The following is a 25,293-nucleotide window of genomic DNA, read 5'->3' on the forward strand; positions in this document are numbered from 1 at the left end:
ACTTCCCGAAGGCCTACAGCGACGAGTAGATGCTCGCCGCAACGTCCTCGACCGCCAGGTTCGCGGCCCGGTCGCGCAGCGCGACCCGCCCGCGCTCCAGCACGATCACCTCTTCGGCGATGCCGCCGAGCACCTCGTCGACCAGCTGCTCGACGAGCAGGATCGCCAGTCCCTCGTCGCGCAGCGCGCTCAGCGCCTCGAACACCAGGTCCACGAAGACCGGGGCCAGCCCCGACGACGGCTCGTCGACCAGCAGCACCCGCGGCTTCGTGGCGAGCGCGGTAGCGATGGCCAGCATCTGCTGCTGGCCCCCGGACAGGTCCGCGGCCCGTTGCCGGCGGCACTCGCCGAGGATCGGGAAGCGCTCATACAGCCTCGCCAGCTCGTCCTCGCGGTCGGCGCGCTTCACCCCGCCGCCGCGCAGGCCGAGCACGAGGTTGTCCCGGACGGTGAGCTCGCGGAAGACCCGCTTGCCCTCCTGCACGACCGTCAGCCCGAGCGCCACCCGTGACCACGCCGGCAGGGCGGTGACGTCCCGGCCGTCCAGCAGGACCGTGCCGGCCTTCACCGGCAGCAGTCCGCACAGGCCGTTGATGAGCGTCGTCTTCCCGGCCCCGTTGCGCCCGACGAGGGCGGTGATGCTGCCGGCGTGCAGCCGCAGCGAGACCTCCCAGACCGCGACGAGGTCGCCGTAGGCCACGCGGATGCCGGTGGCGTCCAGCAGCGGGCCGGTTCCCGTGGTGTTCGTCATCAGGCCACCCCCGACTCGGAAGGGACGTCGGCGCGCGGTGCGGCGCCGGGTTCCGTCCGGCCGCGCCGGCCGAGGTAGCTGTCGATGACCCGCTGGTCGCGGCGGACCACGTCCGGCGGCCCGGAGGCGATGACCCGGCCGAGCTCCATCGCGTGCACCCGGTCGGCGACGCTCATGACGAACGGCACGTTGTGCTCGACGAGCACCACGGTGCCGCCGGCCTCCCTGGTACGGCGCATCAGCATCTCCAGCTCCCGCAGTCCTTCGTCGTCCAGCCCGGCGGCCGGCTCGTCCAGCAGCAGCACGTGCGGCCTGCCCGCGACCGCGCGCACGACCTCCAGCAGCCGCCGGGTGCCCAGCGGCAGCGAGCCGGCCGGCTGGTGGGCCAGGTGTTCCAGCCCCGCGAACGACAGCGCGACGAGCGCCGCCGCGCGGTCCTCCCGGCGCACCCGGTAGTACCGTGGCAGCCGCAGAATGGCCGGCAGCAGACCGACCGCGCCGGAGCGCAGGCGGCCCGACTCGACCACTTCGAGCACGGTCATCCGGGGCGGGATCAGCGGCGTCTGGAAGGTCCGCCCGACGCCGAGGCGGCTGACCTGATGCGCGCGCAGCCCGGTGATCGGCCGGCCGGCAAGGGTCACCGTCCCGGCGTCGGCGCGCAGCACGCCCGAGATGAGGTTCAGCAGTGTGGTCTTGCCCGCCCCGTTGGCGCCGATGATGGCCGTGATGGTGCCCGGTTCCACGGTCAGGTCGACGCCGTTGAGCGCCTTGAGGCCGGCGAACGCCTTCGCGACCCCGGCGACCTCCAGCCGCTCGCCCGGGATCGACAGCTCGCCGAGCTCGCCGGCGGCCCCGCTGCCACCGGCGGCACCGGCGCGCGCCAGGCGGCGCAGGAGCAGCCGGCGGCGCACGATGCGGGCGAGGCCGGCCAGCCCCATCGAGAACACGACGCCGACGAAGACGAGGAAGATGCCGTACACCGCGCTGGAGTACTTCTGGAAGGACGCCGCCTGCAACGGTCCCAGCACCAGGATCGCCGCACCGACCGGCGCGCCCCAGACGCTGTCCGCGCCGCCGAGCACGGTGGCGGCGAGCACCGCGATGAGCAGGCTCAGGGTGAACGTCGTCGGGCTGATGAATCCCGTCATGTAGGTGAACAGCACGCCCGCGATGCCGGCGGGCAGCGCCCCGATAACGTACGCCTGGATCTGCAGCAGGCGCACCGAGCCGCCCAGCGACTCCGCCAGCGTCGGGCTCTCCGCCATCACCCGCAGGAAGGCGCCGAAGCGGGAGACCACCATGTTGCGCAGGACCAGCATCCACAGCAGGGTGGCGGCGATCGCGACGTAGTAGAAGTCCCGGCCGAACAAGGGCCGGCCGAACAGCGTCGGACCGAGCACACCCGGCAGGCCGGCGCTGCCACCGGTGTATTCGTCCAGGATGGACACCAGGCTCGGGATGAGCAGCACGAAGAAGAACGACACCAGGGCCAGCGACCAATGGCTCAGCCGCAGCCCGGGTATCCCCGAGATCAGCCCGGCCACCCCGGCGAGCGCGGTCGCGACGAGGAGCGCCAGGAGGATGTCGGTATGGCCGTGGTTGAACAGGATCGCGGCGACGTAGGCGCCGGACGCGAACACCGCCACCTGGCCCAGTGCCAGCTCGCCGGCGTAGCCGAAGCTGAGGTTGAGCCCGCTGCACAGCAGCGTGTAGACGGCGATGAGCATGACCTGCCGCTGCCAGTAGAAGCCCAGCCCGAGCGAGGGCAGGGCCGCCACGAGGACGAAGCCGGCGATGACGAGCAGCGGGGTGTCGGTCAGTACGGTGCGCAGCCGGGCGGTCATCGTCACACCGCCCGCATGCCGTGCTTGCCGAACAGGCCGGTGGGTTTCAGCAGCAGCACCGCGAGCAGCACGATGAACAGCAGCAGCGGCGGGTACTCGACCCCGAGGTACCGGCTGCCGTAGGCCTGGATCAGCCCGACGAGCAGGCCGCCGACGACGCACCCGGCGAAGCTGCCGAAGCCGCCGACCGCGAGGGCGACGAAGCCGAAGATGGTCATGCTGACCGCGATGCCGACGCTGGCGCCGGTCTTCGGGGTGACGAGCGGGCCGAGCAGCCCGGCGAGCGCGCCGGCGAGCGCGAACCCGCCGGCCCGCAACGCGCCGACGTTGATGCCCCGGGCCTTGGCGGCGTCCGGGTCGCTGGTGGCGCCGCGGGCGGCGAGGCCCCACAGGCTGCGCCGGGAGAACACGTGCAGGCCGGCCCCGGCCACGACGGCGACCACGACCAGCCACACGTCGACCGGTGCCATCCGCCCGCCGAGGAAGGTGAAGGCGTCCTCGCCGGCGAAGAAGCCGACCGATTTCGGCGTGGCGCCCCACGTCGCGGCGAGCACGCCCTCGATGACGACGAACGCGCCGACGGTGGTCACCAGCAGCGCGCGGGTGTCGGTGCGGCGCAGCACCGGGCGGACGGCGACGAGCTCCTCGATACCGCCGAGCAGCGCACCGAGGACCGCACCGAGCAGTGCCGCCGACCACCACGGCCAGCCGAGGTCGACCATGACGTACCAGGAGAAGAACGCACTGAGGATGACGAACGCGCCGTGGGCGAAGTTGAACACGCCGCCGAACGTCATCGTGATGTTGTAGCCGATGGCGGTGAGCGCATAGACAGCGCCGACCGACAGCCCGGCCCAGACAATCGTCACGACAGCCCCTACGCAGTCCTGCACGGCCCCGAGGCCGTGTATTCGACGAGATCTAAATGATTTCAATGACAGAAGAGACAGCTCCGCACCGTCCACAGCGGCGCGGGGCGGTTCAGTACGAGCGCGGCAGGCCGAGCGAGTGCTGCGCGACGTAGTTGAGCACCATTTCCCGGCTCACCGGCGCCGACCGCATGAGCCGCGTCAGCCCCCACAGGTCGCCGATGCCGTACTCGGTGGCGAACGCGTTGCCGCCGTGCACCTGGACGGTCTGGTCGAAGGCGTGCAGCACCGCGTCGGCCGCGGCCAGTTTCGCCACCGCCGCCGCCTCGCCCACGCCCGCCTCGCCGTTGTCGAACTGCCACGCCGCCCGGGCGGTCATCAGCCGGGCGAGTTCGAGCTCGATCTTCACCTCGGCCAGCGGATGGGCGACGCCCTGGTGGGAGCCGATCGGCACGCCCCACACCGCCCGGTCCTTGGCGTAGGCGACGGCCTTGTCCAGGAAGTACCGCCCGAGCCCGGTCGCCTGGGCCGCGACGTTGATCCGCTCCGGGTTGAGGCCGGAGAAGATCTGCCGCAATCCCTGGTCCGCCACACCACCCACCAACCGGTCGGTCGGGACCACTACGTCGTCGAAGAACACCGCGAACTGGCGGTCCGGCGCCTTGATCTCCATCGGGATCGGCCGGAACTCCAGCCCGGGGGTGTCGGTGTCCACGACGAACAGGGTCAGCAGGCCCCGGCCCCGCGGGTCGGTGCCGGTGCGCGTCACGACGAGCACGGCGTCGGCCACGTCCATGCCGGTGATGTACTGCTTGGCACCCTTGATGACCCAGCCGTCGCCGGCGCGGGTGGCGGTGGTGGCCAGGTTCGGGGCGTTGGACCCGGCGCCGGACTCGGTGATCGCGAAGGCCATCTTCGTCCGGCCGGCGGCCAACCCCGGCAGCCACCGCTCCTGCTGCGCCGCGGAGCCGAACTCGTCGATGATCGGTCCGCACATGCCGGCGACGATCAGGAACAGCAGCGGGCAGCCCTGCGCGGCGAGCTCCTCGATGACGATCGCCATCTCCTGGATGCCACCACCGCCCCCGCCGAACTCCTCCGGCAGGTTCACGCCGCCGAACCCGTTGTCGAAGATCGTCGACCAGAGCTCGTGGGTGAACCGTCCCTCCGCCGCGCACCGGGCGAAGTAGTCGTGGCCGTACTTGGCCCCGATCTCGCTCACCGCACCGCGAAGGGCAAGGTGCTCACTCGACTCGCTGAAGTTCACTCGATCCTCTCTTAACCGACCGATGGGTTGACTACATGGGGACCAGTACAACAGAGTGACGCTCGAACGACAACAGCAACCGCACACCGACGTCGACCGGGTCCGAACGAACCGGAGCCGGCCGACCCCGGGCCGAAGCCGATGCGAATGGAGGCGATGCGATGAGTGCCGTCCGAGCGTTCCGACCGATCACGGCGGCCGAGTTGGCCTGGCGCACCGAGCTGGGCAGCGGCGACCCCGAGTACGTCGAGCTGTGGTGGCTCGACGCCGCACTGGACAACGGGTGGCAGGTCGGCATCGGCCTGTACCGCTCGCGCCCGTTCGACGGCGGCCGCCCGGCGATCACCGTCAACCTGCTGCGCCCCGGGCACCCGTACCTCGAGCTGCACACCGGCTTCGCGCCGGACGAGTTTGAGCCGTACCCGTTCGGCGGCCGATGGGGCGATCACAACCAACTGGTCGGTGGATTATCCGAGCGCGGCGACCCGGCCACGTTCGACCTCAGCCTGGACGTCGGCCGGGTGCGACTGGAGCTGGCGGCGACGGTCGTCTGCGCCGGGGTCAAGTTCACCACCGCCTCCCCCGGCTTCACCCACCACCGCCCCGAGTCGGGCACCGCGGTCGGCTGGTGGCCGGTCGCGCCGCGGGCCGACGTCTCCGGCTGGATCGCCCTCGACGGCGACCGCGTGCCGGTGCGCGGCCGGGTCCACACCGAGAAGCAGCTGTCGTCGCTGCCACTGGCCGGCCGGGAGAAGGCGCGGTCGGCCCAGTCGATCTGGACCTGGGGACACTTCACGTGCGGCGACTACACGGGACTGTGGACCGACTCCGCGGCGTCCGAACAGCTCGGCTACCGGCACTTCACCCCGTTCGTGCTGTATCGGGAGGGCGAGCCGATCCTGAGCACGTTCGCGTTCGCCTCGTCCGTGGAGCGCTTCCGCATCGAGCCCGGCACCGGGCTGCCCCGCCCGGAGGTGGTCACGCTCAAGGCCGCCCAGGGCGAGCTGGAGTTCTTCGCCCGGCTCACCGACGGCCGGGTCAGCGACCAGTTCGAACTCGACGGCAACGAGGGTGCCTACTACTGCCGGCAGGTTGGCCGGATCGACGCCGAGCTGTACCACTGGGGCCGGGCCACCCGGCTGACCGGCGACGTCGTGCACGAGTGGGGCACCCAGGCCGGCAACTTCCCGTTCGCGTCGGTGCGCCCGTGAGCGCCGTCGAGGTGTCGTGGCCCCGGCCCGGCGTGTACCGCATCGAGCTGCACCGGCCGGAGAAGCTCAACGCGGTCAACGCCGAGCTCGCCCAGGGCCTGCACGACGCGCTCGACGCGGCGGAGCGCGACCCGCGCTGCCGGGTCGTCGTGGTCACCGGCGCCGGGCGGGGCTTCAGCGCCGGCCTGGACCTCGACGGCTACGGCGACGCCCCCGGCACGGCGGACATGGGCCAGGTGTACCGCGACCTGGCGTTCCAGCGCCTCGTCGCGACGCTGATCCAGCGGGTGCACCGGCTGCCGAAGCCGGTCGTCGCCGCCGTCAACGGGCCCGCCGCGGGCTTCGGCCTGGCGCTGGTGTGCGCGGCGGACATCCGCTTCGCCACGTCGACGGCGGTCTTCACGACCGCGTTCATCCGCATCGGCGCCAGCGGCTGCGACCTCGGCATCAGCTGGCTGCTGCCGCGGCTGGTCGGCGCCGGCCGGGCCCACGAGCTGATGCTCACCGGGCGCCGGTTCGACGCCGCCGAGGCACTGCGGATCGGGCTGCTCGCCGGCGTCGTCGAGCCCGACGCGCTGGGCTCCACCGTGGACACGACGGTCGATGCCCTGCTCGGCGCGGCACCGATGGCGCTGGAACTCACCAAGCAGGGCATGTGGCTGGGCTTGGAGATGCCGTCCCTGGACGCGGCGATCGAGCTCGAGAACCGCCAACAGGTGCTCAGCGCGCGGACGACCGACAGCGCCGAGGCACGAGCGGCGTTCCGGGAGCGCCGTACCCCCTCCTTCACCTTCCAGTAGGGCACCCGCCCGCCCACCGCACCAACCCGCCACGACCTTGACGCAACCAGGGCCGCTGGCTACCGTCCCGCCAATCCTTTAAATGAATTGGATAATAAGAAGAAGTGGAGTGAACGCCATGAGAACTCGGCGGGCCGCGATCGCGGCAGCGCTGGCGGTGTCGTTACTGGTGGTCGCCGCGTGCGGCGACGACGCCGGGGACGGCTCCGGCTCGGGCGACGGGCCCGGCGGCGGACCGATGAAGATCGACGCGCTGGTCGCGCTCAGCGGCCCGCTCGCCGTCATCGGCGGGGCCATGCAGCAGGGCATGGACGCCGCCGTCCAGGTCGTCAACGACAACGGCGGGGTGCTCGGGCAGCCCCTCAAAATCAACTACATCGACAACGCCGGCAGCGCCGACCAGTCGGCGGCGAAGCTGCAGGAGCTGCTGAGCGGGGGCAAGCCGCACGCCGTCATCCCCGGCGTCGCCTCCGAGATCCCGGCCGGCATCCCGATCCTCGCCCAGGCCGGCATCTTCACGTCCCAGCACTTCACCGGGGCGACCTTCAACGACCCGAAGAAATACCCGCTGGAGTTCGGCAACGCCCACACCATCCCCGACTACGTCGGCAGCCTGGTGAGCAAGGCGAAGGAGAGCGGGTACAAGAGCGTCGGCATCCTCGACATCGACGACGCCTCGGGCCAGGCGTTCGAGGCGGTTGCCGGCCCCGCCTTCAAGGCCGCCGACATCGCCGTCACCTTCGCCCGCGTCCCGCCGGACTCGATCGACGCCACACCCCAGCTCCAGCAGGTCCTCGCCCCGAACCCCGACGCGCTGATCTTCGCCGGCTACAGCCCCGCCGCCGGTGCCATGGCCAAGGCCCGCGCCAAGCTCGCCGTCACCCTGCCGACGATCGCCGCCCAGACGTACTCCGCCAACAACCTCGCCGACCTCGCCCCGGCGAACACCTACGACGGCATCCTGTTCCAGCAGCTGGCGACGAGCGTCAAGGGCACCCCGCAGACCGAGAGCGCGGCGTTCAAGAAGTTCTACGACGCGGTGCTGGCCAAGTCCGGCGGCAAGCTGCCGTTCCCGATCAACACGTACCTCGTCGCCTACCACGACGTCATCCTGGCCGCCGCGGCCGCCAACCTCGCCGGCAGCCTCGACGCCAAGAAGATGGCGAAGGCCCTGGAGGGCGCCAAGCCGGCGGACATGCCGCTCTACGTCAGCCCGGTGACGTTCTCCGCCGACAACCACTTCCCGACGTTCGCCCCGGGCGACTTCGTCTTCACCAAGTACGGCCCGGTCGAGAAGGGGCTCAGCGTCCCTTCGGCCGGCTGATCGCGCCGCGATCGAACCGTCCCGGTCCGGGTGCCCCGCCGCTTGGGGCGCCCGGACCGCTCCACCGCCTCCGCAGGAGACGCCCATGCGGTACCTCCCGTCGCGCCCCGCCGCGACGTTCGGCGTGCTCGTCGTCGCCACCACCGTGTTCGCGCTGCTGCAGGCGATGGTGATCCCGGTGCTGCCGGAGATCCGGCGCGCGCTGCACACCGACGCGCGCAGCGTCACCTGGGTGGTCAGCGGGTACCTCCTGTCGGCCGCGATCGCCACCCCGGTCCTCGGCCGGCTCGGCGACGCGGTCGGCAAGAAGCCGATGCTGGTGACCGCGCTCGCCATGCTGGCCGCGGGCTCGCTCGGCGCGGCGGTCGCGCCCGGCATCGGCACCATGACGGCGGCGCGGGTGCTGCAGGGCGCCGGCGGCGCGGTGATGCCGCTGGCCTTCGGCATCGTGCGCGACGAGTTCCCGGCCGAGCGGGTACCCTCGGCGATCGGCGTCCTGGCCGCGATCTCCGGGATCGGCGCGAGCGCCGGGCTGGTGCTGGCCGGGCCGATCGTCGACGCGCTGGGCTACCGGTGGCTGTTCCTCCTGCCGATGCTGATGATCGCGGTCACCGCCGTCGCGGCCGTCTTCGTCGTGCGCGCCTCGGCGGGGCGGGCCGAGCCGATCTCCTGGGCGCCGGCACCGTTCCTGGCCGGCGCACTGGCCACCTTCGTGCTGGCCACCACCGAGGCCTCCCGCTGGGGCTGGGCCAGCGGGCGCACGCTCGGCCTCTACGCCGTCTCGGCGGTGCTCGCCGCAGGCTGGCTGCGGCTCGAGTCCCGCGCCCGGCATCCGCTCATCGACCTCAAGATGATGCGGATCCCGGCCATGCTGTCGGGCAACGCGGTCTCGTTCCTGCTCGGCTTCGCGATGTTCGCCGTCTACGCGTTCGTGCCGCAGCTGCTGCAGGCACCGTCGTCGACCGGCTACGGCGTCGGCGCCACCGTCACCGAATCCGGCCTGCTGATGCTGCCGCTGGCCAGCGCGGTCTTCGTCGGCGGCCTGGTCACCGCGCGGCTCGTGCGGCGCAACGGCTCGCGGCGGGTCGTGGTCTCCTCGAGCGTGGTCATCGCCGGCTGCCTCGCCGTCGTCGCGTGGGGGTACGCGGCGACGTGGCAGCTGGTGACCACGCTCGGGGTCTACGGCGTCGCGCTCGGCGTGGCGCTGGCCTCGCTCGCCACGCTCGTGGTGGTCTCGGCGCCGCCGTCGCAGTCCGCCGTGGCCGGCGCGGTCAACCTCAACGCCCGCAACATCGGCGGCTCCGTGGGTACCGCCGTCATGGCCACCGTCGTCACGGCGCGGCTGGACGCCTCGGGCGCGCCGGTCGGGTCCGGCTACACGGCGGGGTTCGTGCTCCTCGCCGTCGCGATGGCGCTCGCCACCGCGCTGGCCGTCGCAATACCGCGCCCGGCGGCGCAGCCGGCCGGTGCTTGACGCGCGGCCGGGCACGCAACTAGGTTCTCAACCACATGGTTGGTTAAACCGCTGCGAGGAGACACCATGTCGATGTTCGCCGAGACGATCGCGCCCACACACGAGTATCGGCACGTTCCCGACGACCAGCCGGCCTACAACGAGAGCACCTACTACAACTTCCTGTGCCCGGAGGCCGGCGTCGTCGGCTGGGTGCGGGTGGCGATGCAGGCCAACCAACCGGCGGGTCAGGCCAGTGTGCTGGTCTTCCTCCCCGACGGCGAGACGCTGTTCACCCACCAGCGCACCACGGACCTGACCGCCGACCGGCTCGCCGTCGGCGACCTGGCCTTCGAGATCGTCGAACCGCACCGGCGGCAGCGGCTGCGGTACGACGGCCCGCTCTCGTCCTTCAGCGAACCCAAGGTGCTCGCGTCGCCCGGCGAGGCGTTCCGCGCCGCCCCGAAGCGCGCGGCGCGGATCCGGCTGTCGGTCACCGGCCACGGCGCGTCGTTCGGCACCAACGGCGACCACCCGGCGAACATCCTCGAGGACACCATGGCCATCGGCCACTACGAGCAGTTCATCCACGTCGAGGGCGACCTCGAGCTCGACGGGCGGCGGCTCGCGGTCAGCGGCGGCGGCCTGCGGGACCACTCGTGGGGGCCGCGCGACTGGGCCGGCCCGTTGTCGTACCGCTGGATCGTCGTCGCCTTCGAGGACGGCTCGGCCGTCATGACCCTCGACGTCGCCCGGCGCGACGGCGGGCGCACCCGCCGCGCGGCCGTGGTCGACGGCGGCATCACGTCCCCGGCCGAGCTGACCGGCCAGACCGTCGAGTGGACCGCGGACGGCTTCTGCCGCAAGGCCGTGTCCGAGGTCGCGACCCCCGCCGGTCCCGTCACCCTGACCGGCACCGCCCGGGCACCGGAACGCTTCGTGCCGCTGCGGCACCGGCGCACCGCCGCGGACGGCACCGAACTGGTCACGCGGATCGGTTACTCCGCCTACGAGTTCGTGTCCAGCGACGGGCGGCGCGGCCTGGGCATCGTCGAGATGCTCGACCAGCTCGTCGACGGCCGGCCCGTCGGCATGACCGGCGCGACGCCGCCGCAGCCGCAGTCGTGACCGCGCCGCTCGCCGAGGGAGTGCCGCCGGCCGTCCGCGAGTGGCTGGCCCGCGGGCTGCCCGAGGCCGATCCGCCGTTCACCGCCGAGCGCATCTCCGGTGGGTACAGCATGCTGACCTACCGCGTGGCCGACCGTTCGGGGCGCGGTTGGGTGCTGCGCCACGCCCCGGCCGGACGCCACGAGGGCGGCGCGCACGACGTGGGCCGCGAGGCCCGGGCGATGGCCGCGCTGTGCACCACGCCGGTGCCGGTGCCCCGGGTCCGCCTCACCGGGACCGCCGACGACCCGCTCGGCTTGCCGTGCCACGTCACCGACTTCGTCGACGGCCACGTGCTGGGCAACGCGGAGGCGGCCGCCGCGCTCCTCGAACCGCCGGCGCTGCGCCGGGCGTCCCTCGACGTCGTGGCCACGCTCGCCGCCCTGCACACCGTGGCGCCGGACGAGATCGGGCTGGGCGACCTCGGCCCGCGCCGCTCGTACCTGAGCCGCCAGCTGCACCGCTGGCGCTCGGTCATCGCCGGCGCCGCCGATGGGGCCCCGACGCAGGCCGCCGAGCTCGGACGGATCGCGCAGGACCTGGAGCGCCGGATGCCCCGCGACGACCGGTGCCGCGTCGTGCACGGCGACTACCGGCTCGGCAACGCGATCGTCGGCCCCGACGGCGAGATCCGGGCCGTGCTGGACTGGGAGCTCGTCACCCTCGGCGAGCCGCTGGCCGACCTTGGGCTGCTGGCCGCGTTCTGGGACCCGCCGGCCGAGGCGATGCTCGGCGTGCGGCTGGCGACGTCGGCGCCCGGCGCCGCCGGGCTCGGCGAGGCGCTGGCCCACTACGCCGGCCTCACCGGCGCGAGCCTCGACGACTTCGAGTACCACTACCGCATGGCGTGCTGGCGGGTGGCCGGCACGGCGCTGCGGGCGCTGCACCGGTATCGGTCCGGGGTGATGAACGACGCCGTCGACACGTCGAAGTTCGTCGCCGCGTGCGACGCCTGGATCCGGCTCGCCAACGCGCCGGCGCTCGGACGCTGAGCCTCACTCCCCGATGAAGTCGGGCTCGGCACGCTCGGCGAACGCGGCCAACCCGATGCGTGGGTCCGCGGCGCGCATGTGCTCCACGGTCAGCCGCCGCTCGATCTCCAGGGCGGCGCCGAGGTCCGGCGCGGCCAGGCCCAGGCGGATCGCCTCCTTCATCCGCGCGGTCGCGACCGGGCTGCGCCGGGCGAGCACGGCGGCCATCGCCCGGGCGTGGCCGAGCACCTCCGCCGCCGGCCGCACCGCGTTGACGAGTCCGGCGGCGAGGGCTTCGCGCGGTTCGACCGGCACGCCGCTGAACATCAGCCACTTCGCCCGGCGCTCGCCGATCAGCCGGGGCAGCCGCTGGGAGCCGCCGCCGCCGGGAATCAGCCCGTAGACGGCGTGCTGGTCGGCGAGGCGGGCGTCGTCGGCGACGACGGCGAGGTCGCACGCCTGCATCAGCTCGAACCCGCCCGCGTAGGCGATGCCGTGCACGGCCGCGATCGACGGCAGCGGCGAGTCGGCGAGGCGCCCGAAGACCTGATGCCAGTACGCCATGAACTCGGCCAGCAGGCCGGAGTCCGCGACCTTGTCGTCGACCGCGCCGAGGTCCGCGCCGGCGCAGAACCCCCGGCCCTCGCCGCGCAGGATGAGCACCCGGACGGCCCGGTCGCCCTCCGCCATCCGCAGCGCCCGCTCGATCTGGCGCAGCATCTCCCGGTCGATGGCGTTGAGCTTCTCCGGCCGGCTCAGCACCAGCTCACCGACCCGATCGTGCACGTCGAACCGCACCCGGTCGCTCACCGCAGCTCCGGCAGGACGTCGTGGGCGATCGTGTCCAAAACCCGGTCGCGGTCCTCGGGGGCGGCGGCGACCTGCAGGATCACCGTGTCCGCGCCGGCGGCGGCGAACTCGCGGATCCGGCGGGCGACCGCACCCGGCGAGCCGAGCAGCAGATAGCGGTCGGCGAGCGGCGCGAAGTCCTGCCGGTAGGCGGCGCTGACGTAGTCGATGCCGGCCCGCCGCGCCCGGCCGGCGTCCGGATCGGCGCAGGCGAAGGCGAACAGGGCCGCTCCGACGCTCGACGGGTCGCGCCCGTGCCCGGCGGCCGCGGCCCGGACCCCGTCCAGCCCGGCCCGCAGCTGCTCCGGCGTCACCATGTACGGCAGCCAGGTGCTGGCGAACCGGCCGGCGCGGCGGATCGCGCCGTCCTTGCGGCCGCCGAGCCAGATCGGCGGCCCGCCGGGCTGCACCGGCGGCGGGTCGAGCGCGACGTCCCGAAGCCGCGTGTAGGTTCCCTCGTACGACACGGGTCCTCCGCGGAACAGCAGGCGCAGCACTTCGAGTCCCTCGTCGAGCCGCCGGAACCGCTCGGCCGGGTCGACGCCGACGGCTTCGAACTCGGCCGGCGCTTCCCCGCCGGCACCGACGCCGAGCTCGAATCGCCCCTGCGCGACCTGGTCGAGCGTCGCGGCCAGCTTGGCGGCGAGGGCGGCCGGGTAGAGGGGCAGCAGGCTCACCGTGCTGACCAGCCGGATCCGCGTGGTCACCGCGGCCGCCGCGGCGAGCTCGACGAACGGGTTCGGCGCGACCTGGAAGAACAGGTGCTCGCCACAGGCCAGGTAGTCGAAGCCGAGCGCCTCGGCCCGCCGGGCGTCGGCGGGCACGGACCCGGCGGCCCCGAGCGCCAGGCCGGCCTTCACGCCGCCACGGCTTCCCGGAACCGCCCGTTGAGCTCGTCGAGCAGGTCGCGGGCGGCGGCCTCGGCGCGCGGCAGCCGCGCCAGGGTGCGGAAGTCGGAGACGCCGAGCGCCCGCAGTCGTGGCACGTCGGCCAGCACGCGCCGGAGATCGAGGGTACCGTCGGCGACGACGGTCGGCAGCGCGGCCGAGATCCGCACGGTGGCGAAGTCGCGGCCGTGCCGCTCGACGAGCGGGCGCATCGCGTCCAGCGCCGCGGCGAGGTCGCCGGTCTTGACGCCCCACGGGATCCAGCCGGCGCCGTAGGTCGCCAGGCGCCGCGCCACGGCCGGGATCGCCCGGCCGCCCAGCCATACCGGTACCCCGCCGGGACCGGTGGGCTTGGGTCGCATGTGGACGGCGTCGAGCTCGAACCCGCGCCCCGACATCGAGACCTCGTCGGTGGTCCACAGTGCCCGGCACGCCGCGAGGGTCTCGTCGAGCACCCGGCCCCGCTCGGCGAACGGCACGCCGACCGCGCGGTACTCGGCCTCCTGCCAGCCGACGCCGACGCCGAGCTCGAGCCGCCCGTGGGACAGCACGTCGATGGTGGCGGCGGTCTTCGCCAGGAGGACGGCCGGGCGCAGCGGCGCGACGAGGACGTTGGTGGCGAGCTTGACCCGCGTCGTGACGGCGGCCATCGCCGCCAGCGCGGTCAGCGGCTCCAGCCAGTCCCCGTCGGGGCCGGTGGGCTGCATGCCGCCGGTGACGCCGCCGGCGGCCGGCTGCCCGTACGCGGACAGGTCGCGGCCGAAGACGAGGTGGTCGACGACGAAGATCCGGTCGATGCCGGCCGCGTCGGCGGCGCGCGCCTGGTCGAGGATGTGGCGCCAGTCGCCCGGCGACTCGGCGGCGAAGTTGCGGACGGCGACGGAAATCTCCGGCTCGGCAGGGCCTCCCATGGGTGCAGCATATGGCCGGTCGCGTGCCGTAGCCAACCCATCGGTTGGTTTGTTATGTTGCCGGTCGACGGAGCCCCGACCCGGATGAGGTGACCGTGCCACGCGACCACGACGGCAGGACCGCGATCGTCACCGGCGGTTCCCGCGGCATCGGCCGGGCGATCGCCGGCGAGCTCGTGCGCGCCGGCGCCCGGGTCCTGGTGACCGGCCGCAAGCAGCCCGCGCTCGAGGCGGCCGCGGCCGAGCTCGGACCGGCCTGCCACTGGCGCGTCGCGCACGCCGCCGACCCCGCGGCCGCCGCCGACTGCGTGGCGTTCGCGGTGCGCGCGTTCGGCCGCGTCGACTACCTCGTGAACAACGCGGCGGTGAACCCGCAGTGGGGCCCGACCATCGACGTCGAGCCGCCACTGGTCGCCAAGCTCACCGAGGTGAACCAGTGGGCGCCGCTGCACTGGACGCAACTGGTCTGGCGGGCCGGCATGCGCGAGCACGGCGGCGCGGTGGTCAACATCAGCTCGATCGGCGCCCGCATCCCGACGCCGAAGACGGGCTTCTACAACGCGACGAAGGCGGCCCTGGACCACCTCACCCGGCAACTGGCCGCCGAGCTGGCGCCGGCCGTGCGGGTCAACGCGGTCGCACCCGGGCTGGTCGACACCGACATGGCCGCGGCCATCCCCGAGCCGGACCGGGCCCAGCTACTCAGCGGCATCCCGATGGGCCGCTTCGGCACGCCCGAGGACATCGCAGCGATCACCTCGTTCCTGCTGTCCGACCGCGCCGGCTGGATGACCGGCCAGGTGGTCGCGGTCGACGGCGGCGCGTTGGTGGCGCACGGAAAGGCAGCCTGATGACGATCCGTGAAACGCCGTACCGCGTCGTGGTCTGGGGCCCCGGGTACACCGGCGCCCAGGCCCTGCGCGAGATCGCCCGCCGCCCCGAGCTCCAGCTCGTCGGCTGTCTCGCCTACAGCCCGGCGAAGGTCGGCCGCGACGCGATGGAGCTCATCGGCGAGCCACCGATCGGCGTCGAGGTCGTCGCCGACCCGCAGGCGATCCACGACCTGGACGCCGACGTCGTCCTCTACGCGGGCATCGCGCTGCCCGACGAGACGTCGCGGCACGCGGAGATCACCGCACTGCTGCGCGGCGGCAAGAACGTCGTGACGTCGACCGCGTACTTCTTCCCGTGGCAGCGCGGCGAGGAGTACGTCGCGCCGCTGGAGGCCGCCTGCGCCGAGGGCGGCACGACCCTGCACGGCACCGGCATCCACCCCGGCTGGTTCGCCGAGCGGTTCGCACTCACCGCGACCAGCCTGTGCACCACCGTGCACGCGGTGCACCTGCGGGAGATCTGCGACCTGAGCCATCACGCGGGCGACACGATCGCCGCCATCGGCTTCGGCCGGCCGCCGGAACAGCTGGGCTCGAAGACCCGCAAGACGTTGCTGAGCCGGTACTACTTCGAGTGCATCGCCGGGCTCGCCCACCACCTCGGCCTGCCGGTCGAGGAGCTGACGGCCGAGGTCCGGTACCTGCCGAGCACCCGGACGCTGCGGTGCGCCGGGGTGACGGTCGAGCGGGGTACCGTCGGCGCGCTCGACGGCGTGTGGAGCGGGCTCGTCGCCGGCGAACCCGTCATCACCATCCGCGAGCTGTGGTACCTGGACCCGGCGCTCGTCGACGACGGCGTCGAGCTCGTCTCCGGCGACATGTACGAGGTCGAGGTGCGCGGCCTGCCGGTCGACGTGCGCACACGCGCCGACCTGCGCACCTCGGATGCCCGCGACGTCTTCGGCGTCGACGACCGGCAGTCCGCGGCCAACCTGGCGACCGCCGTGCAGCTGGTGCAGACGATCCCGGCGGTCGTGGCCGCGCCGCCCGGCATCCTGCTGGCGCCCGGCTTCGCCTACCCCGCGGCCGACCTGCGCGCCATCCCCGACGTGCTCGGGCGCCGGCCGGCCGTCATCCCCGAGACGATTCGCTGACGATCCGCTGGTCGCGCGCCAACCGGCCGGTCGGTCGGGTGCGTCAGCGCCGCAGGATCCCGTTCATCACGAAGTCGGTGAGCTCGTCGACCAGCGTCTCCTGCGCCTTGCGCCCGCCGGCCCGGAACCAGTTCGGCACGTAGGCGAGAATGCCGATGATCGAATACATGACCATGTTGAGGTTCAGCTCACGGAACTCCCCCGCCCGCACGCCGGCGGACAGCAGCTGCCGGGTGAACTTCTCGTAGCGGTCGATGCGCCGGCGCAGGTCGACCGCCTGCTCCTCGTCGAGGTGCTGCTCGACCCAGGGCAGCTCCTGGAAGAACACCACGAGCTCGTCCTGCTTGGTCGCCACGTGCTCGACCTGCAGCCGGATCAGCGCCCGCATCCGGTCGGCGGCGGCGCCGGTGCGCGGCACCCGGCCGAGGAGATCGAGGGTCGCGTCGACCTGGTCGGACATCAGCTCGTAGAGAATGGCGCTCTTGGAGGGGTAGTAGTGGTACAGCGTCCCCTTGTTGAGCCCGACCGTGTCGGCCAGCAGATCCATGGAGGCCGCATCGTAACCGTGCGCGCGGATGAGGCGGGCCGCGGTGGTCCGGACTTCAGCGCGTCGTGATGGCCGAGGCACCCTGTTCCGTTACCTTTCAGTGAGTAGACATGACTCATGATTGGTAGTCGTCCGTTGCCGGGCGACGTTGACCGGATGAGCCGGTCTTGACGCTTCACGGCCCGCTGCCCGGCCTGCGGGTGCAGGTCTTGCGGGCCTTACGTGGGCTCCACGTCCTGTTTTTGCGTCGCCCGGCAACTCCAGGTCGACGTGCCGCACGAGTGCGGCAAGATTCCGTGCGGCGTTGACGTCCCGATCCAAGGACTGCCCGCACGTGGTGCAGTTGAATGTGCGCTCAGCCAGCGACAGCTTGGGTTTCGCCGTCTGACAGCCCGAGCACGTCTTGGAGCTGGGGTACCACCGGTCGGCGACGTACAGCGTGCTGCCGTACCAGCCGGTCTTGTAGCCGAGGTGCCGGCGCAGGGTCGCCGGAGCGGCGTCGGCCAAGGATCTGGCCAGCTTGTGGTTGCGGACCATGCCGGCCACGTGCAGGTCCTCGACCACGACCGTGTCGAACTGCTGCGCCAGACGGGTGGTGAGGTGGTGCCAGGAGTCCGCGCGGACAGCCGCGACCGTGGCGTGCAGTCGGGTCACCATCGCCTGTGCCCGCTGCCACCGGTTCGACGCGGTGCGCTTGCTGCTGCTTGCCGGGTCGTACGGGCCGATCCGGCGCGCGGCACGGCGCTGCGCTTTGCCGAGTCTCTTCAACGCCGCCTTGAACGGCGCCGGGTTGGGCACGAGTTCGCCGGTGGACAGCACCGCCAGGTGCTTAATCCCGGCGTCCACCCCGACTACCCGTCCGGCCCTCGGCGCGTGCGCTGGCCGGCTGTGGTCGCGGCACGCGGCGACCTGGAACGAGCAGAACCACCGGCCGGCGGTCTCGGTGACGGTGGCGGACAGGATCCTCGCGGTGCCCGCCTGTACCCGCCTGGCCAGTTTGCGGGTCGACTCGTGGGTGCGGATGCGACCCAGCCGGGGGAGCACCACATGCCGGTAGCCGGGGTCGACCCGGATCGCGCCGGTGGTGAACCGGGCGGACCGCTTGGCGTGTTTCCTTTTGGTGCGCGGCCAGCCCATCCGGCGGCCGTTGCGGGCTGCGGTGCGGGAGGCGTGCCAGTTGCCCAGTGCCGCGGACAGGTTCGCCAGGCCCGTGTTGAACGCCTCCTTGGAGCATTCCGACCACCAGGGCGCCACCCATTGCTTGACGTCGTTCCAGGTGCGGCGCAAGTCCGGCAGCGACCAGCCCTGCCACGGTGTCAAGTCCGCCTCGGCCACCCCGTAGCTGGCCTCGGCGGCACGCTGTTCCCTGACCGCGCTGACCCGCCGCAGCATGTGGTTGTACGCGAACCTGGCCGCGCCGGTATTGCGGCGCAACCCGAGCACCTGCGTGTCGCTCGGGTCGAGGGCGAACTTGTATGCCTGCATGCTCCAGCCGGCCGGCGGCTTGTAGGACTTCAAGAGTCGTCCTCGGCGGCGGCCCGGGTCGCGGCGGCGCGGCGCCCGTACAGGTCGCACGGCGAGGTCGGGATTTCGGTCACGTCACGGACCAGGTCGTCGTCGACCTCGGCAAGGTTGTCGACACGCCAGGGTCGCTCAGCAACGCCAGGAACTTCTTGCGCCGTCCCTTCAGCGCCGAGCCGACCTCGGATACCACGCACGAGAGCAGCAGGTCCTGCCCGGTGGCCCAGGCGGCCCCCCGGGCCACCCTGCCGGTCCAGGTCGGCCCGCCGATCAGCCGACGACACCTGGGCGTAGATACCGCCTGGCCCTGCGCGACGTCGTCGGCTATCAACGCCATGATCGTGCCGCATGCAAGACGCCGACCGGGCACCGGCATGGTTCCCTCACGCGACCAGCGGAACCCGCTTTGCGGATGCACACCGTTGCGGCGCGCCCACTCCGCAAGCTTCACGGGGTGATGCTAACACTCACATACGAGCACGTTCGCTCACGCAACAGCAAGCTGTTTGAGACCCCTCGCCCCAGTTTCCTTCGCCGGGTGTCGGAGGGTGACGATGCGCGTGGTCGACTCCGGACGCGATGTCGGGCGCTGAAACATCACCGTTGCGGCGCGGAAGGTGACTGCCACGCGCAGCTGCAAGGCGGTACCCACATTGACGGCGGCCTGGTCGCAGCCGTACTCCTTGGCCATCGACACGGGGAGGCGTCAGCGTACGCCAGTTCCTGGAAGGTAGCCGCCTGCTCGGTCAGGTCGCAATGGCCGCGCCCATCATCTTAATCATATAGCTAATACGACCAGGATCCAGTTAGCATCGGCGCATGCCCAGCGGCCTCGTCCGGACGTTCGACGACGACGGAATACGCACGGTGACACTCCATCGCCCCGAGAAGCGCAACGCGTTGTCCCGCGCCATGCAGGTCGACCTGTGCGACGTCCTCGCCGCGGCCGATCAGGACGCCGCGGTCCGCGCGGTCGTGCTCACCGGCACCGATCCGGCATTCTGCGCGGGGCTCGACTTCACCGACCGGGACCAGTTCGCCGACCGGTACGGCAACCAGTTCCGGCACCATCCGGCCCGCGCCCTGCGGGCCATGACCAAGCCGGTCGTCTGCGCCGTCAACGGGGCGTGCGTCTCCGGCGGGCTGGAGGTCGCGCTCAGCGCGTCGTTCATCGTCGCCTCCGACCGGGCCTCGTTCGCCGACACGCACGCCCGCCTCGGCGTGGTGCCCACGTGGGGCCTGACCGCCCTGCTGCCGCGGGCCGTCGGCGTGCGCCGGGCCCGGGAGCTGTCGGTGACCGGACGCACCGTCCCCGCCGCCGAGGCCGCGGCGATCGGCCTGGCCAATCATGTGGTACCGCACGAGCAGCTGCTCGCCTTCACACACGCGCTGGTCCGTCAGGTGCCGGCGACGACCGCCGTGCGTGACGTCCTGCGCCTCTACGACCGGGCCGAGGCGGCCGCCGTCGCGGCGCCGCTGGAGATGGAGTGGGCCGCCATGCTGGACCGTCCGTTCGACGCCGAGGCGTTCGCCGCCGCCGGCCGCGACGTGGCGCGCCGGTCGTGAGCATCCGCTTCACGCCGGACGAGGCCTGGGCCTTCGTCGAACGCGCGCACACCGGCATCCTGACCACGCTGCGCGCGGACGGATGGCCGGTCACGCTCCCGGTCTGGTTCGTGGTGCTGGACCGCACGATCTGTTGCACCACGCCGGCCGGCACCAAGAAGGTCGCCCGCGTCCGCCGCGATCCGCGCGCCGCCTTCCTGGTCGAGTCCGGCCACGCCTGGGCCGAGCTGGCCGCCGTGCACCTGACCGGATCCATCGCCGTCGTCAGCGACGAGCCGACCGAGTCGGCCGTGCGGCAGCTCTTCGAGGCCAAGTACGCGTCCTCGCGGGTGGCGTCCGACCGCATGCCCTCGGCCGCGCAACGCGTCTACAGCGACCGGGTCACGCTGCGCTTCACGCCCGACGACCGGATCCTCAGCTGGGACAACAGCCGCATCACCCTGCGCGATTGACCCGACGCGGCTACGCGCCCGGGTCGAACGCCACGTAGGGCTCCGCGGAGGTGTGCGGGTCCAGGCTCGGGCTGACGTCGAGACCGGCGTTGGCCAGCGCGCCGAGCGCGTCGGCCACCGAGCCCTCGATCTCGTAGATCGCAACGTAGCGGAACTCGGCCGCCTCGTCCGGTCCGGCCAGGACGTAGCGGTGGGCGGCGACGAAGCCGGGCAGTGCCAGGATATCCGGCACGTGCTTGTTGGTGTACCACTCGTTGTACTCGTCCTCCCGGCCGTCCACCGGGTTGGTTCGTACGACCAGGATGGCCTTGCCCATGGCGTGCCTCTCTCCGTCAGTGGGTGCGCTCGGCGTAGGGCTCTTCGACCGGCTTCAGCTCGGTGATGGCGTGCACCGGGCAGTCCAGCAGCGCGCGGCGCACCCCCTCCTCATGCTCCGCCGCGATGTTGCCGGCCCCGATGAGCGACACGTAGCCCCAGTCGTCCAGCGAGAACGTCTCCGGCGCATAGACGGCGCACTGCCCGAAGCCGTCGCAGATGGTACGGTCCAGCTTGATCTTCACCGATGTATCTCCTCGGCTCGTGGCGCAGCAGGGGTCAGCTCCGCGGGGGCAGGATCACGGCGAACGGCGGGTCGGTGACCCGTCGTCCGGAGTCACAGAGGTCGCACAGGCCGTGGAGATGCCTGGAGACGAGGTCGGGGAACTCACGCAGCAGGCTGGCCGCGACGTTCGTCGCTCCGTCCAGCGTCCCGCAGGCGCCCCGGCCGCGCAGGAAGGTCGACCAACGGATCAGCCGCTCCATGTCGTCGGTGCCCGCCCGGTGTTCGACCAGGGCGTCGAGCACGGCGCTCATCGCGGCGGTGCCATTGAAGCACGAGCCGCACTGGCCGGCGTTCTCCCGCGCGAAGTAGGCCAGCACCGCGGCCGACACGGCGACCGGGCACGTGTCCCGCGAGATCACGCCGACGGCGCCGCAGCCGAGGCCGCTCTCGACCGCCCGCATCGAGTCGTAGTCCAGCGCAACGTCGAGGGCGTGCGGACCGAGGACGCCGGAGAAGTACCCGCCCATGAGCACGCCGGCCACGGAGCGGTGGTCCTCGCCCAGCCATGACAGCACGCTGCGGAGGGTCTCCCCGAACGGGATCTCGTACAGTCCGGTGGCGGCGCATCCGGTCAGGGTCAGCAGGAACGTGCCCGGCGACGCCGCCGTGCCCGCCTCCCGGTAGCCGGCCGCACCGAGGCGCTGGATGAGCGGGAGGTTGGCCAGTGTCTCCACGTTGTTGACGAGGGTGGGCCGACCGGCGACGCCCTCCTCGAAGGGGCGCGGCGGCTTGTCCATGGGCAGCGCCGGGCCGCCGTTGAGCGCCCGCACGACGGCGGTCTCCTCACCGGCGACGTAGGCCGGGTCGACGACGGTGACCGTGACGTCGACGTCCCAGACGCCGGTGCCGGACAGCTCCTGCGCGGCCAGCCGGACGCTGGCGGCGCCCGCCTGGTCGGACACGTACACGTGCACGTCCTCGGAGCCGGCCATGAGCGCGGCGAGCCGCAGGCCGTCGAGGACGAGATGCGGCCGGTTGCGCAGCAGCCACCGGTCCTTGACCGACGCCGGCTCGCCCTCCTCGCCGTTGGCGACGACGACCGGGATCCCCCGCCCGGTCCGGACGGTCTCTATCTTGCGGCTGGTGGGGAACGCCGCTCCGCCACGGCCGCGCAGCGCGGCCGCCTCCACCGCGTCGAGCAGTCGCTCGGCGTCGTGCACAGCGGCGTACCCGCCGGTGGAGCGGTACTGCTCAAGGTCCTCGCGGGCGGCGACGCCGGCTACCAGGCGGGCGCCGACCTCGGGAAACGTCGCGACCTTCGGCGCGACGTGGGCGTCTGCGGTCAGGCTCATGGGGCTCCTCTGTCGACCCGGGATTCGATCCGGACGTACCTGCCGAGGTCGGCGGTGCGCCGGCCCCCCGTCGCCAGGGGGCCGGCGGTGTTCGGGTACACCGGTGTTCAGGCGGTGACGATGACGTTGTCGCCGTCGACCCGCACGGGATAGGTGCGGATGCTCCACTCCGGCTTCACGGCGGTCGTGCCGGTCGCGAGCTCGAACCCCCACTGGTGCCAGGGGCAGTAGATGAACTCGCCGTCGCGGATCTCGGCCGCGCCGCCCGGGCGTTCGTCGTCGACTACGGTCTGCCCGTGGGTGCGGCCCCCGCACAGGGGCCCGCCCTCGTGCGGGCAGTAGTTGGCGATCGCGTAGTACTTGCCGTTGACGTTGTAGACGCCCACGCCGTACCGGCCGATCGGCACGACCTTGGACTGGCCGGGCGCGATCTCGTCGACGGTCGCCACGACGTGCTCCCGTCCGCGGGCCAGTGGCGACTGGACCTTCTCCCGCTCCCGCATCTAGAACGGCCGCTTCTGGCCGGCCAGTGCCGGAACCGTGCTCGGCAGGTGGAACAGGTCGATGGCGTTCTGGAACATGATCTTCTCCCGCCACTGCTCGGGCATGTGCTTGGAGACCCACTGCGGGTCGTCGAACGTCCAGTGTGGATAGTCGGACGAGAACAGCAGGATCTTGTCGGCCTCCATCCACTCCAGGGCGTTGGTCAGCTCGATCTTGTTCTCCGGGTAGTCCAGCGGCTGCGTGGTGAACCAGATGTTGTCCTTGACGTACTCCGACGGACGGCGCTTGAGCCCGTTCTCCGGACCGCGGGCCTTGTAGATCGCGTCCATGCGCCACATCAGCGGCAGGATCCAGGTGAACGCGTGCTCGATCAGCACGATCTGCAGCGTCGGGAAGCGGTCGAACACGCCGTCGAAGATCAGGCTCGACACCTGGTTGGCGGCGAGCATCGAGTAGGTGACCATCAGGTCGTGGTTGTAGGTCATGAACCCGACCGGCGACATCGGCAGCTCGTTGTGCTGGCCGCGGCCGAGGTGACAGGCCACCGGGATGCCGTGGCGGGTCGCGGCGGCCCAGATCGGGTCGTACTTCGGGTGGCCCCAGGACGGGCGCGGCTCGGCGTTGATCAGCACCTGGGACATGTACGGGTGGCCGGCCCACCGCTCGATCTCCCGCGCGCCGTCCTCGGGCATCTCGATCGCGGCGACGATCGAGCCCCGGTACCGCTTGTGCCAGTTGTTCTCGCTGTCCAGCCAGCACTTGTCCTGCCAGTCGTTGGTGGCGACGGCGAGGACGTGCTGCTCCTCGTCGGTCTGACCGCCGCCCCCGGTGAGCGGGCCGAGGATCGCGATGTCGCAGCCCGCCTCCAGGATGAGCTGGCGGAACGTGAGGGCCGGGTCGGAGCCCGCGAAGTTGCCGTCGTCGGGGAAGGTGTCGGTCCGCATCGCGAAGGCGTGGTTGTAGTCCGGCGCGTCGTAGTAGACCGGGTTTCCGGCCAGCTGCTTGCGCAGTTGGAACTGGGAGCGGTACGGCTCGGGGATGAACTGCTCGAGCTCGCCGTAGCGGGGCGTCGGGTGGACGTCCGAGTCCACCACCCGCACCTCGACCTGCTCGGTGCCGGCCGTGCGTGCCTGCTGGATTTCGACGGTCACGATGGACTCCTCTCGTCCTACGTGGTGGCCGGGGCGGTCGCCCGGATGCCGTAGAGCTCGGCGGCGTTGCCGCCGAGCACCTTCGCGCGTTGCTGCGGGGTCCACGCCGCGGGCAGGTCCTCGCGGGTCACGGTCTGCCATGACGGGTAGCTCGACCCGAACAGCAGCATGTCCTCCTTGCCGGTCATCCGCAGCCACTCGTCGGCGAAGTCGGCGTCGCCGGGGCCGTCGAGCAGGCCGTGCACGAAGTAGGTGTGGTCGGGCAGGTAGGAGCTGGGGATGTTCGGCGACCACGGGGTCTGCTCGAGGTGTGGCCGGCCGAACGTGTCCATCCGCCAGATGAACGGCGTCAGCACGTCGGCGGCCCCGTCGGTCCAGACCACCTTGAGGTCGCGGAACTCGTGGAACACGCCCTCGGCGATCATGTTCAGCAGGTGCCAGACGAAGGTCATCGGCTGGTAGGCGGCCAGGTGCGAGAACGTCCGGGTGATGCCGGACGGGGTCGGCGGGTGCGTGATGCCCACGCCCATCTCGATGTGCACCGCCACCGGCAGCCCGGCGTCGGACGCCGCCCGCCAGAGCGGCTTGAACTGGGGCCGGCCGTACGGCACCTCGGTCTGCATCGGCAGGCCGATCTGGACCACCCGCGGGTGGTCCTTCCAGCGCTCGATCTCCCGGACGGCGCTGTCGATGTCGCGCGGGTTCACCCGGATCGTGCCGCGGAACCGCTCGGCGTAGGTCCCGGAGTCCAGCCACCGCTCGACGAGCATCTGGTTGGTCGCGGCGAGGATGGCCGAGCCCAGGTGCCAGTCGGGCAGGATCGAGGCGGCGGTCATCGGGTGCAGGATCGCGTAGTCGAAGCCACGATCCTCGAGGATCACCCGGCCGACCGCCTCCGGGTCGGACCCGGGGTGGGAGCGGTCCGGGTTCGCGGAGCCTTCGACGTAGCGCGGGCCGGGCGGGGCGAACCAGGCCACGTCGACATGGGGGTAGCCGCGGCTCTTGAACGGCTCCCGAAGGTAGGTCCGAAGGTCGTTGTCGGACGCGAAGAAGACGTGGACACCGGCGTCGATCAGAGGCCCACCAGGATCGGTCATGGTTCGCTCTCTTCCATCAAGTTCGATCGACGAAGCAAATTATTGCTCCGATTGCATGCTAGCCGACGGCCCTGGCCGGTGCCAGGTCGGCGACCCGTTTGTGCTGGCCGGGGCTCATGCGTCCAGCTCGCCGACGAAGTGGAGCAACGGCTTGGCCGCGTGGATCCAGAAGTCGAAACCACGTCGCCCGGGCCGCTCCCACGCGTCCTCGGGCCACGGCGGCTCGATCAGCCGGGAACCCTTGATCAACGCGTGCACCTCCAGCGAGGTC

26 protein-coding genes and 1 pseudogene are annotated in these 25,293 nt (G+C 72.1%); 10 read left to right on the top strand and 17 right to left on the bottom strand.

What is annotated here, in order from left to right; all coding sequences use genetic code 11:
• Nucleotides 1-13: 13 nt before the first annotated feature.
• From IEZ31_RS45190 to IEZ31_RS45205, 4 genes are all read right to left on the bottom strand, one after another.
• Nucleotides 14-751 carry an ABC transporter ATP-binding protein gene (locus IEZ31_RS45190; protein ID WP_190256324.1) on the bottom strand — a complete coding sequence of 246 codons (738 nt, stop codon included), beginning with the start codon at nt 749-751 and terminating at the stop codon, nt 14-16.
• On the bottom strand, nt 751-2,595 hold the full coding sequence (locus tag IEZ31_RS45195) for a branched-chain amino acid ABC transporter ATP-binding protein/permease (protein WP_190256325.1): 1,845 nt from the start codon (nt 2,593-2,595) through the stop codon (nt 751-753). Before IEZ31_RS45195 ends, IEZ31_RS45190 begins: the two co-directional genes overlap by 1 nt.
• A gap of 2 nt (nt 2,596-2,597) precedes the next feature.
• Entirely contained in the window at nt 2,598-3,464 is an 867-nt protein-coding gene (locus IEZ31_RS45200) for a branched-chain amino acid ABC transporter permease (RefSeq protein ID WP_190256326.1), read from the bottom strand.
• Between the two features lie 112 nt (nt 3,465-3,576).
• Nucleotides 3,577-4,731, bottom strand: coding sequence for an acyl-CoA dehydrogenase family protein (locus tag IEZ31_RS45205; RefSeq protein ID WP_190256327.1), 1,155 nt, complete (start codon nt 4,729-4,731; stop codon nt 3,577-3,579).
• A gap of 161 nt (nt 4,732-4,892) precedes the next feature.
• Here IEZ31_RS45205 and IEZ31_RS45210 point away from each other — a divergent pair, with 161 nt between their 5' ends.
• From IEZ31_RS45210 to IEZ31_RS45235, 6 genes are all read left to right on the top strand, one after another.
• On the top strand, nt 4,893-5,942 hold the full coding sequence (locus tag IEZ31_RS45210; protein WP_190256328.1) for a hypothetical protein: 1,050 nt from the start codon (nt 4,893-4,895) through the stop codon (nt 5,940-5,942).
• Nucleotides 5,939-6,742, top strand: coding sequence for an enoyl-CoA hydratase/isomerase family protein (locus IEZ31_RS45215; RefSeq protein ID WP_190256329.1), 804 nt, complete (start codon nt 5,939-5,941; stop codon nt 6,740-6,742). The genes IEZ31_RS45210 and IEZ31_RS45215 overlap by 4 nt, the downstream gene beginning before the upstream one ends.
• A gap of 118 nt (nt 6,743-6,860) precedes the next feature.
• Entirely contained in the window at nt 6,861-8,066 is a 1,206-nt protein-coding gene (locus IEZ31_RS45220) for an ABC transporter substrate-binding protein (RefSeq protein WP_190256330.1), read from the top strand.
• 85 nt (nt 8,067-8,151) lie between these two features.
• Nucleotides 8,152-9,540, top strand: a complete 1,389-nt coding sequence (locus IEZ31_RS45225) for an MFS transporter (RefSeq protein ID WP_190256331.1) — start codon at nt 8,152-8,154, stop codon at nt 9,538-9,540.
• Between the two features lie 66 nt (nt 9,541-9,606).
• Complete coding sequence (locus tag IEZ31_RS45230) at nt 9,607-10,647, top strand: DUF7064 domain-containing protein (protein ID WP_190256332.1); 1,041 nt, start codon at nt 9,607-9,609, stop codon at nt 10,645-10,647.
• On the top strand, nt 10,644-11,678 hold the full coding sequence (locus IEZ31_RS45235) for a phosphotransferase family protein (RefSeq protein ID WP_190256333.1): 1,035 nt from the start codon (nt 10,644-10,646) through the stop codon (nt 11,676-11,678). The genes IEZ31_RS45230 and IEZ31_RS45235 overlap by 4 nt, the downstream gene beginning before the upstream one ends.
• A gap of 3 nt (nt 11,679-11,681) precedes the next feature.
• Here IEZ31_RS45235 and IEZ31_RS45240 read toward each other — a convergent pair whose 3' ends face one another.
• Genes IEZ31_RS45240 through IEZ31_RS45250 form a run of 3 tightly spaced genes read right to left on the bottom strand, consistent with a single transcriptional unit; the run spans nt 11,682 to nt 14,304 of the window.
• Nucleotides 11,682-12,467 (bottom strand): enoyl-CoA hydratase/isomerase family protein, encoded by a 786-nt coding sequence (locus IEZ31_RS45240; protein ID WP_190256334.1) that lies wholly within the window; start codon nt 12,465-12,467, stop codon nt 11,682-11,684.
• The gene (locus tag IEZ31_RS45245; protein ID WP_190256335.1) at nt 12,464-13,366 is read right to left on the bottom strand and encodes an LLM class flavin-dependent oxidoreductase; all 903 of its coding nucleotides are present in this window, start codon (nt 13,364-13,366) and stop codon (nt 12,464-12,466) included. The genes IEZ31_RS45240 and IEZ31_RS45245 overlap by 4 nt, the downstream gene beginning before the upstream one ends.
• A complete protein-coding gene (locus IEZ31_RS45250; RefSeq protein WP_190256336.1) occupies nt 13,363-14,304 on the bottom strand; it encodes a TIGR03619 family F420-dependent LLM class oxidoreductase in 942 nt (313 codons plus the stop codon). Before IEZ31_RS45250 ends, IEZ31_RS45245 begins: the two co-directional genes overlap by 4 nt.
• A 95-nt stretch (nt 14,305-14,399) precedes the next feature.
• Between IEZ31_RS45250 and IEZ31_RS45255 the strand changes: the two genes are divergently transcribed.
• Together IEZ31_RS45255 and IEZ31_RS45260 are read left to right on the top strand one after the other, a co-directional pair.
• Nucleotides 14,400-15,155, top strand: coding sequence for an SDR family oxidoreductase (locus IEZ31_RS45255; protein WP_190256352.1), 756 nt, complete (start codon nt 14,400-14,402; stop codon nt 15,153-15,155).
• Nucleotides 15,155-16,291 carry an NAD(P)H-dependent amine dehydrogenase family protein gene (locus IEZ31_RS45260; RefSeq protein ID WP_190256337.1) on the top strand — a complete coding sequence of 379 codons (1,137 nt, stop codon included), beginning with the start codon at nt 15,155-15,157 and terminating at the stop codon, nt 16,289-16,291. Before IEZ31_RS45255 ends, IEZ31_RS45260 begins: the two co-directional genes overlap by 1 nt.
• A gap of 43 nt (nt 16,292-16,334) precedes the next feature.
• Here the strand turns inward: IEZ31_RS45260 and IEZ31_RS45265 are convergent, their stop codons facing one another.
• The 4 genes and pseudogenes from IEZ31_RS45265 to IEZ31_RS45280 all read right to left on the bottom strand — a co-directional run bounded on the left by IEZ31_RS45265 (nt 16,335) and on the right by IEZ31_RS45280 (nt 19,056).
• Nucleotides 16,335-16,919, bottom strand: coding sequence for a TetR/AcrR family transcriptional regulator (locus tag IEZ31_RS45265; RefSeq protein ID WP_190256338.1), 585 nt, complete (start codon nt 16,917-16,919; stop codon nt 16,335-16,337).
• 9 nt (nt 16,920-16,928) lie between these two features.
• On the bottom strand, nt 16,929-18,323 hold the full coding sequence (tnpB, locus tag IEZ31_RS45270) for an IS607 family element RNA-guided endonuclease TnpB (RefSeq protein WP_268241750.1): 1,395 nt from the start codon (nt 18,321-18,323) through the stop codon (nt 16,929-16,931).
• Between the two features lie 29 nt (nt 18,324-18,352).
• A pseudogene (locus tag IEZ31_RS45275) lies at nt 18,353-18,810 on the bottom strand (IS607 family transposase).
• A 36-nt stretch (nt 18,811-18,846) separates the two neighbouring features.
• Nucleotides 18,847-19,056, bottom strand: a complete 210-nt coding sequence (locus IEZ31_RS45280; protein WP_190256340.1) for a hypothetical protein — start codon at nt 19,054-19,056, stop codon at nt 18,847-18,849.
• Between the two features lie 122 nt (nt 19,057-19,178).
• Here IEZ31_RS45280 and IEZ31_RS45285 point away from each other — a divergent pair, with 122 nt between their 5' ends.
• Together IEZ31_RS45285 and IEZ31_RS45290 are read left to right on the top strand one after the other, a co-directional pair.
• Nucleotides 19,179-19,925, top strand: a complete 747-nt coding sequence (locus IEZ31_RS45285; RefSeq protein ID WP_190256341.1) for an enoyl-CoA hydratase-related protein — start codon at nt 19,179-19,181, stop codon at nt 19,923-19,925.
• Nucleotides 19,922-20,377, top strand: coding sequence for a pyridoxamine 5'-phosphate oxidase family protein (locus tag IEZ31_RS45290; protein ID WP_190256342.1), 456 nt, complete (start codon nt 19,922-19,924; stop codon nt 20,375-20,377). Before IEZ31_RS45285 ends, IEZ31_RS45290 begins: the two co-directional genes overlap by 4 nt.
• A 10-nt stretch (nt 20,378-20,387) precedes the next feature.
• On the opposite strand, the gene IEZ31_RS45295 is transcribed toward IEZ31_RS45290, so the two are convergent.
• The 6 genes from IEZ31_RS45295 to IEZ31_RS45320 all read right to left on the bottom strand — a co-directional run bounded on the left by IEZ31_RS45295 (nt 20,388) and on the right by IEZ31_RS45320 (nt 25,022).
• Nucleotides 20,388-20,693 (bottom strand): DUF4286 family protein, encoded by a 306-nt coding sequence (locus IEZ31_RS45295; RefSeq protein WP_190256343.1) that lies wholly within the window; start codon nt 20,691-20,693, stop codon nt 20,388-20,390.
• Nucleotides 20,694-20,709: 16 nt separating this feature from the next.
• A complete protein-coding gene (locus IEZ31_RS45300; protein ID WP_190256344.1) occupies nt 20,710-20,937 on the bottom strand; it encodes a ferredoxin in 228 nt (75 codons plus the stop codon).
• Nucleotides 20,938-20,971: 34 nt separating this feature from the next.
• Complete coding sequence (locus IEZ31_RS45305) at nt 20,972-22,270, bottom strand: NADH-ubiquinone oxidoreductase-F iron-sulfur binding region domain-containing protein (protein ID WP_190256345.1); 1,299 nt, start codon at nt 22,268-22,270, stop codon at nt 20,972-20,974.
• A 107-nt stretch (nt 22,271-22,377) separates the two neighbouring features.
• Nucleotides 22,378-22,773 carry a Rieske (2Fe-2S) protein gene (locus IEZ31_RS45310; RefSeq protein WP_190256346.1) on the bottom strand — a complete coding sequence of 132 codons (396 nt, stop codon included), beginning with the start codon at nt 22,771-22,773 and terminating at the stop codon, nt 22,378-22,380.
• The gene (locus IEZ31_RS45315; protein ID WP_190256353.1) at nt 22,774-23,925 is read right to left on the bottom strand and encodes an amidohydrolase family protein; all 1,152 of its coding nucleotides are present in this window, start codon (nt 23,923-23,925) and stop codon (nt 22,774-22,776) included.
• A 17-nt stretch (nt 23,926-23,942) separates the two neighbouring features.
• The gene (locus IEZ31_RS45320) at nt 23,943-25,022 is read right to left on the bottom strand and encodes an amidohydrolase family protein (RefSeq protein WP_190256347.1); all 1,080 of its coding nucleotides are present in this window, start codon (nt 25,020-25,022) and stop codon (nt 23,943-23,945) included.
• Nucleotides 25,023-25,293: the final 271 nt, after the last annotated feature.

It is taken from the genome of Dactylosporangium sucinum, from assembly GCF_014647515.1.
In the GTDB taxonomy this organism is placed as follows: Bacteria; Actinomycetota; Actinomycetes; order Mycobacteriales; family Micromonosporaceae; genus Dactylosporangium; species Dactylosporangium sucinum.

What these genes read in the sequence shown, in the direction of transcription:
- IEZ31_RS45190 (WP_190256324.1), bottom strand. Translation starts at nt 751, where the DNA reads ATGACGAACACCACGGGAACCGGCCCGCTGCTGGACGCCACCGGCATC.
- IEZ31_RS45195 (WP_190256325.1), bottom strand. Translation starts at nt 2,595, where the DNA reads ATGACCGCCCGGCTGCGCACCGTACTGACCGACACCCCGCTGCTCGTC.
- IEZ31_RS45210 (WP_190256328.1), top strand. Translation starts at nt 4,893, where the DNA reads ATGAGTGCCGTCCGAGCGTTCCGACCGATCACGGCGGCCGAGTTGGCC.
- IEZ31_RS45220 (WP_190256330.1), top strand. Translation starts at nt 6,861, where the DNA reads ATGAGAACTCGGCGGGCCGCGATCGCGGCAGCGCTGGCGGTGTCGTTA.
- IEZ31_RS45225 (WP_190256331.1), top strand. Translation starts at nt 8,152, where the DNA reads ATGCGGTACCTCCCGTCGCGCCCCGCCGCGACGTTCGGCGTGCTCGTC.
- IEZ31_RS45230 (WP_190256332.1), top strand. Translation starts at nt 9,607, where the DNA reads ATGTCGATGTTCGCCGAGACGATCGCGCCCACACACGAGTATCGGCAC.
- IEZ31_RS45250 (WP_190256336.1), bottom strand. Translation starts at nt 14,304, where the DNA reads ATGGGAGGCCCTGCCGAGCCGGAGATTTCCGTCGCCGTCCGCAACTTC.
- IEZ31_RS45260 (WP_190256337.1), top strand. Translation starts at nt 15,155, where the DNA reads ATGACGATCCGTGAAACGCCGTACCGCGTCGTGGTCTGGGGCCCCGGG.
- tnpB (WP_268241750.1), bottom strand. Translation starts at nt 18,323, where the DNA reads ATGCAGGCATACAAGTTCGCCCTCGACCCGAGCGACACGCAGGTGCTC.
- IEZ31_RS45285 (WP_190256341.1), top strand. Translation starts at nt 19,179, where the DNA reads ATGCCCAGCGGCCTCGTCCGGACGTTCGACGACGACGGAATACGCACG.
- IEZ31_RS45295 (WP_190256343.1), bottom strand. Translation starts at nt 20,693, where the DNA reads ATGGGCAAGGCCATCCTGGTCGTACGAACCAACCCGGTGGACGGCCGG.
- IEZ31_RS45305 (WP_190256345.1), bottom strand. Translation starts at nt 22,270, where the DNA reads ATGAGCCTGACCGCAGACGCCCACGTCGCGCCGAAGGTCGCGACGTTT.
- IEZ31_RS45310 (WP_190256346.1), bottom strand. Translation starts at nt 22,773, where the DNA reads ATGCGGGAGCGGGAGAAGGTCCAGTCGCCACTGGCCCGCGGACGGGAG.
- IEZ31_RS45320 (WP_190256347.1), bottom strand. Translation starts at nt 25,022, where the DNA reads ATGACCGATCCTGGTGGGCCTCTGATCGACGCCGGTGTCCACGTCTTC.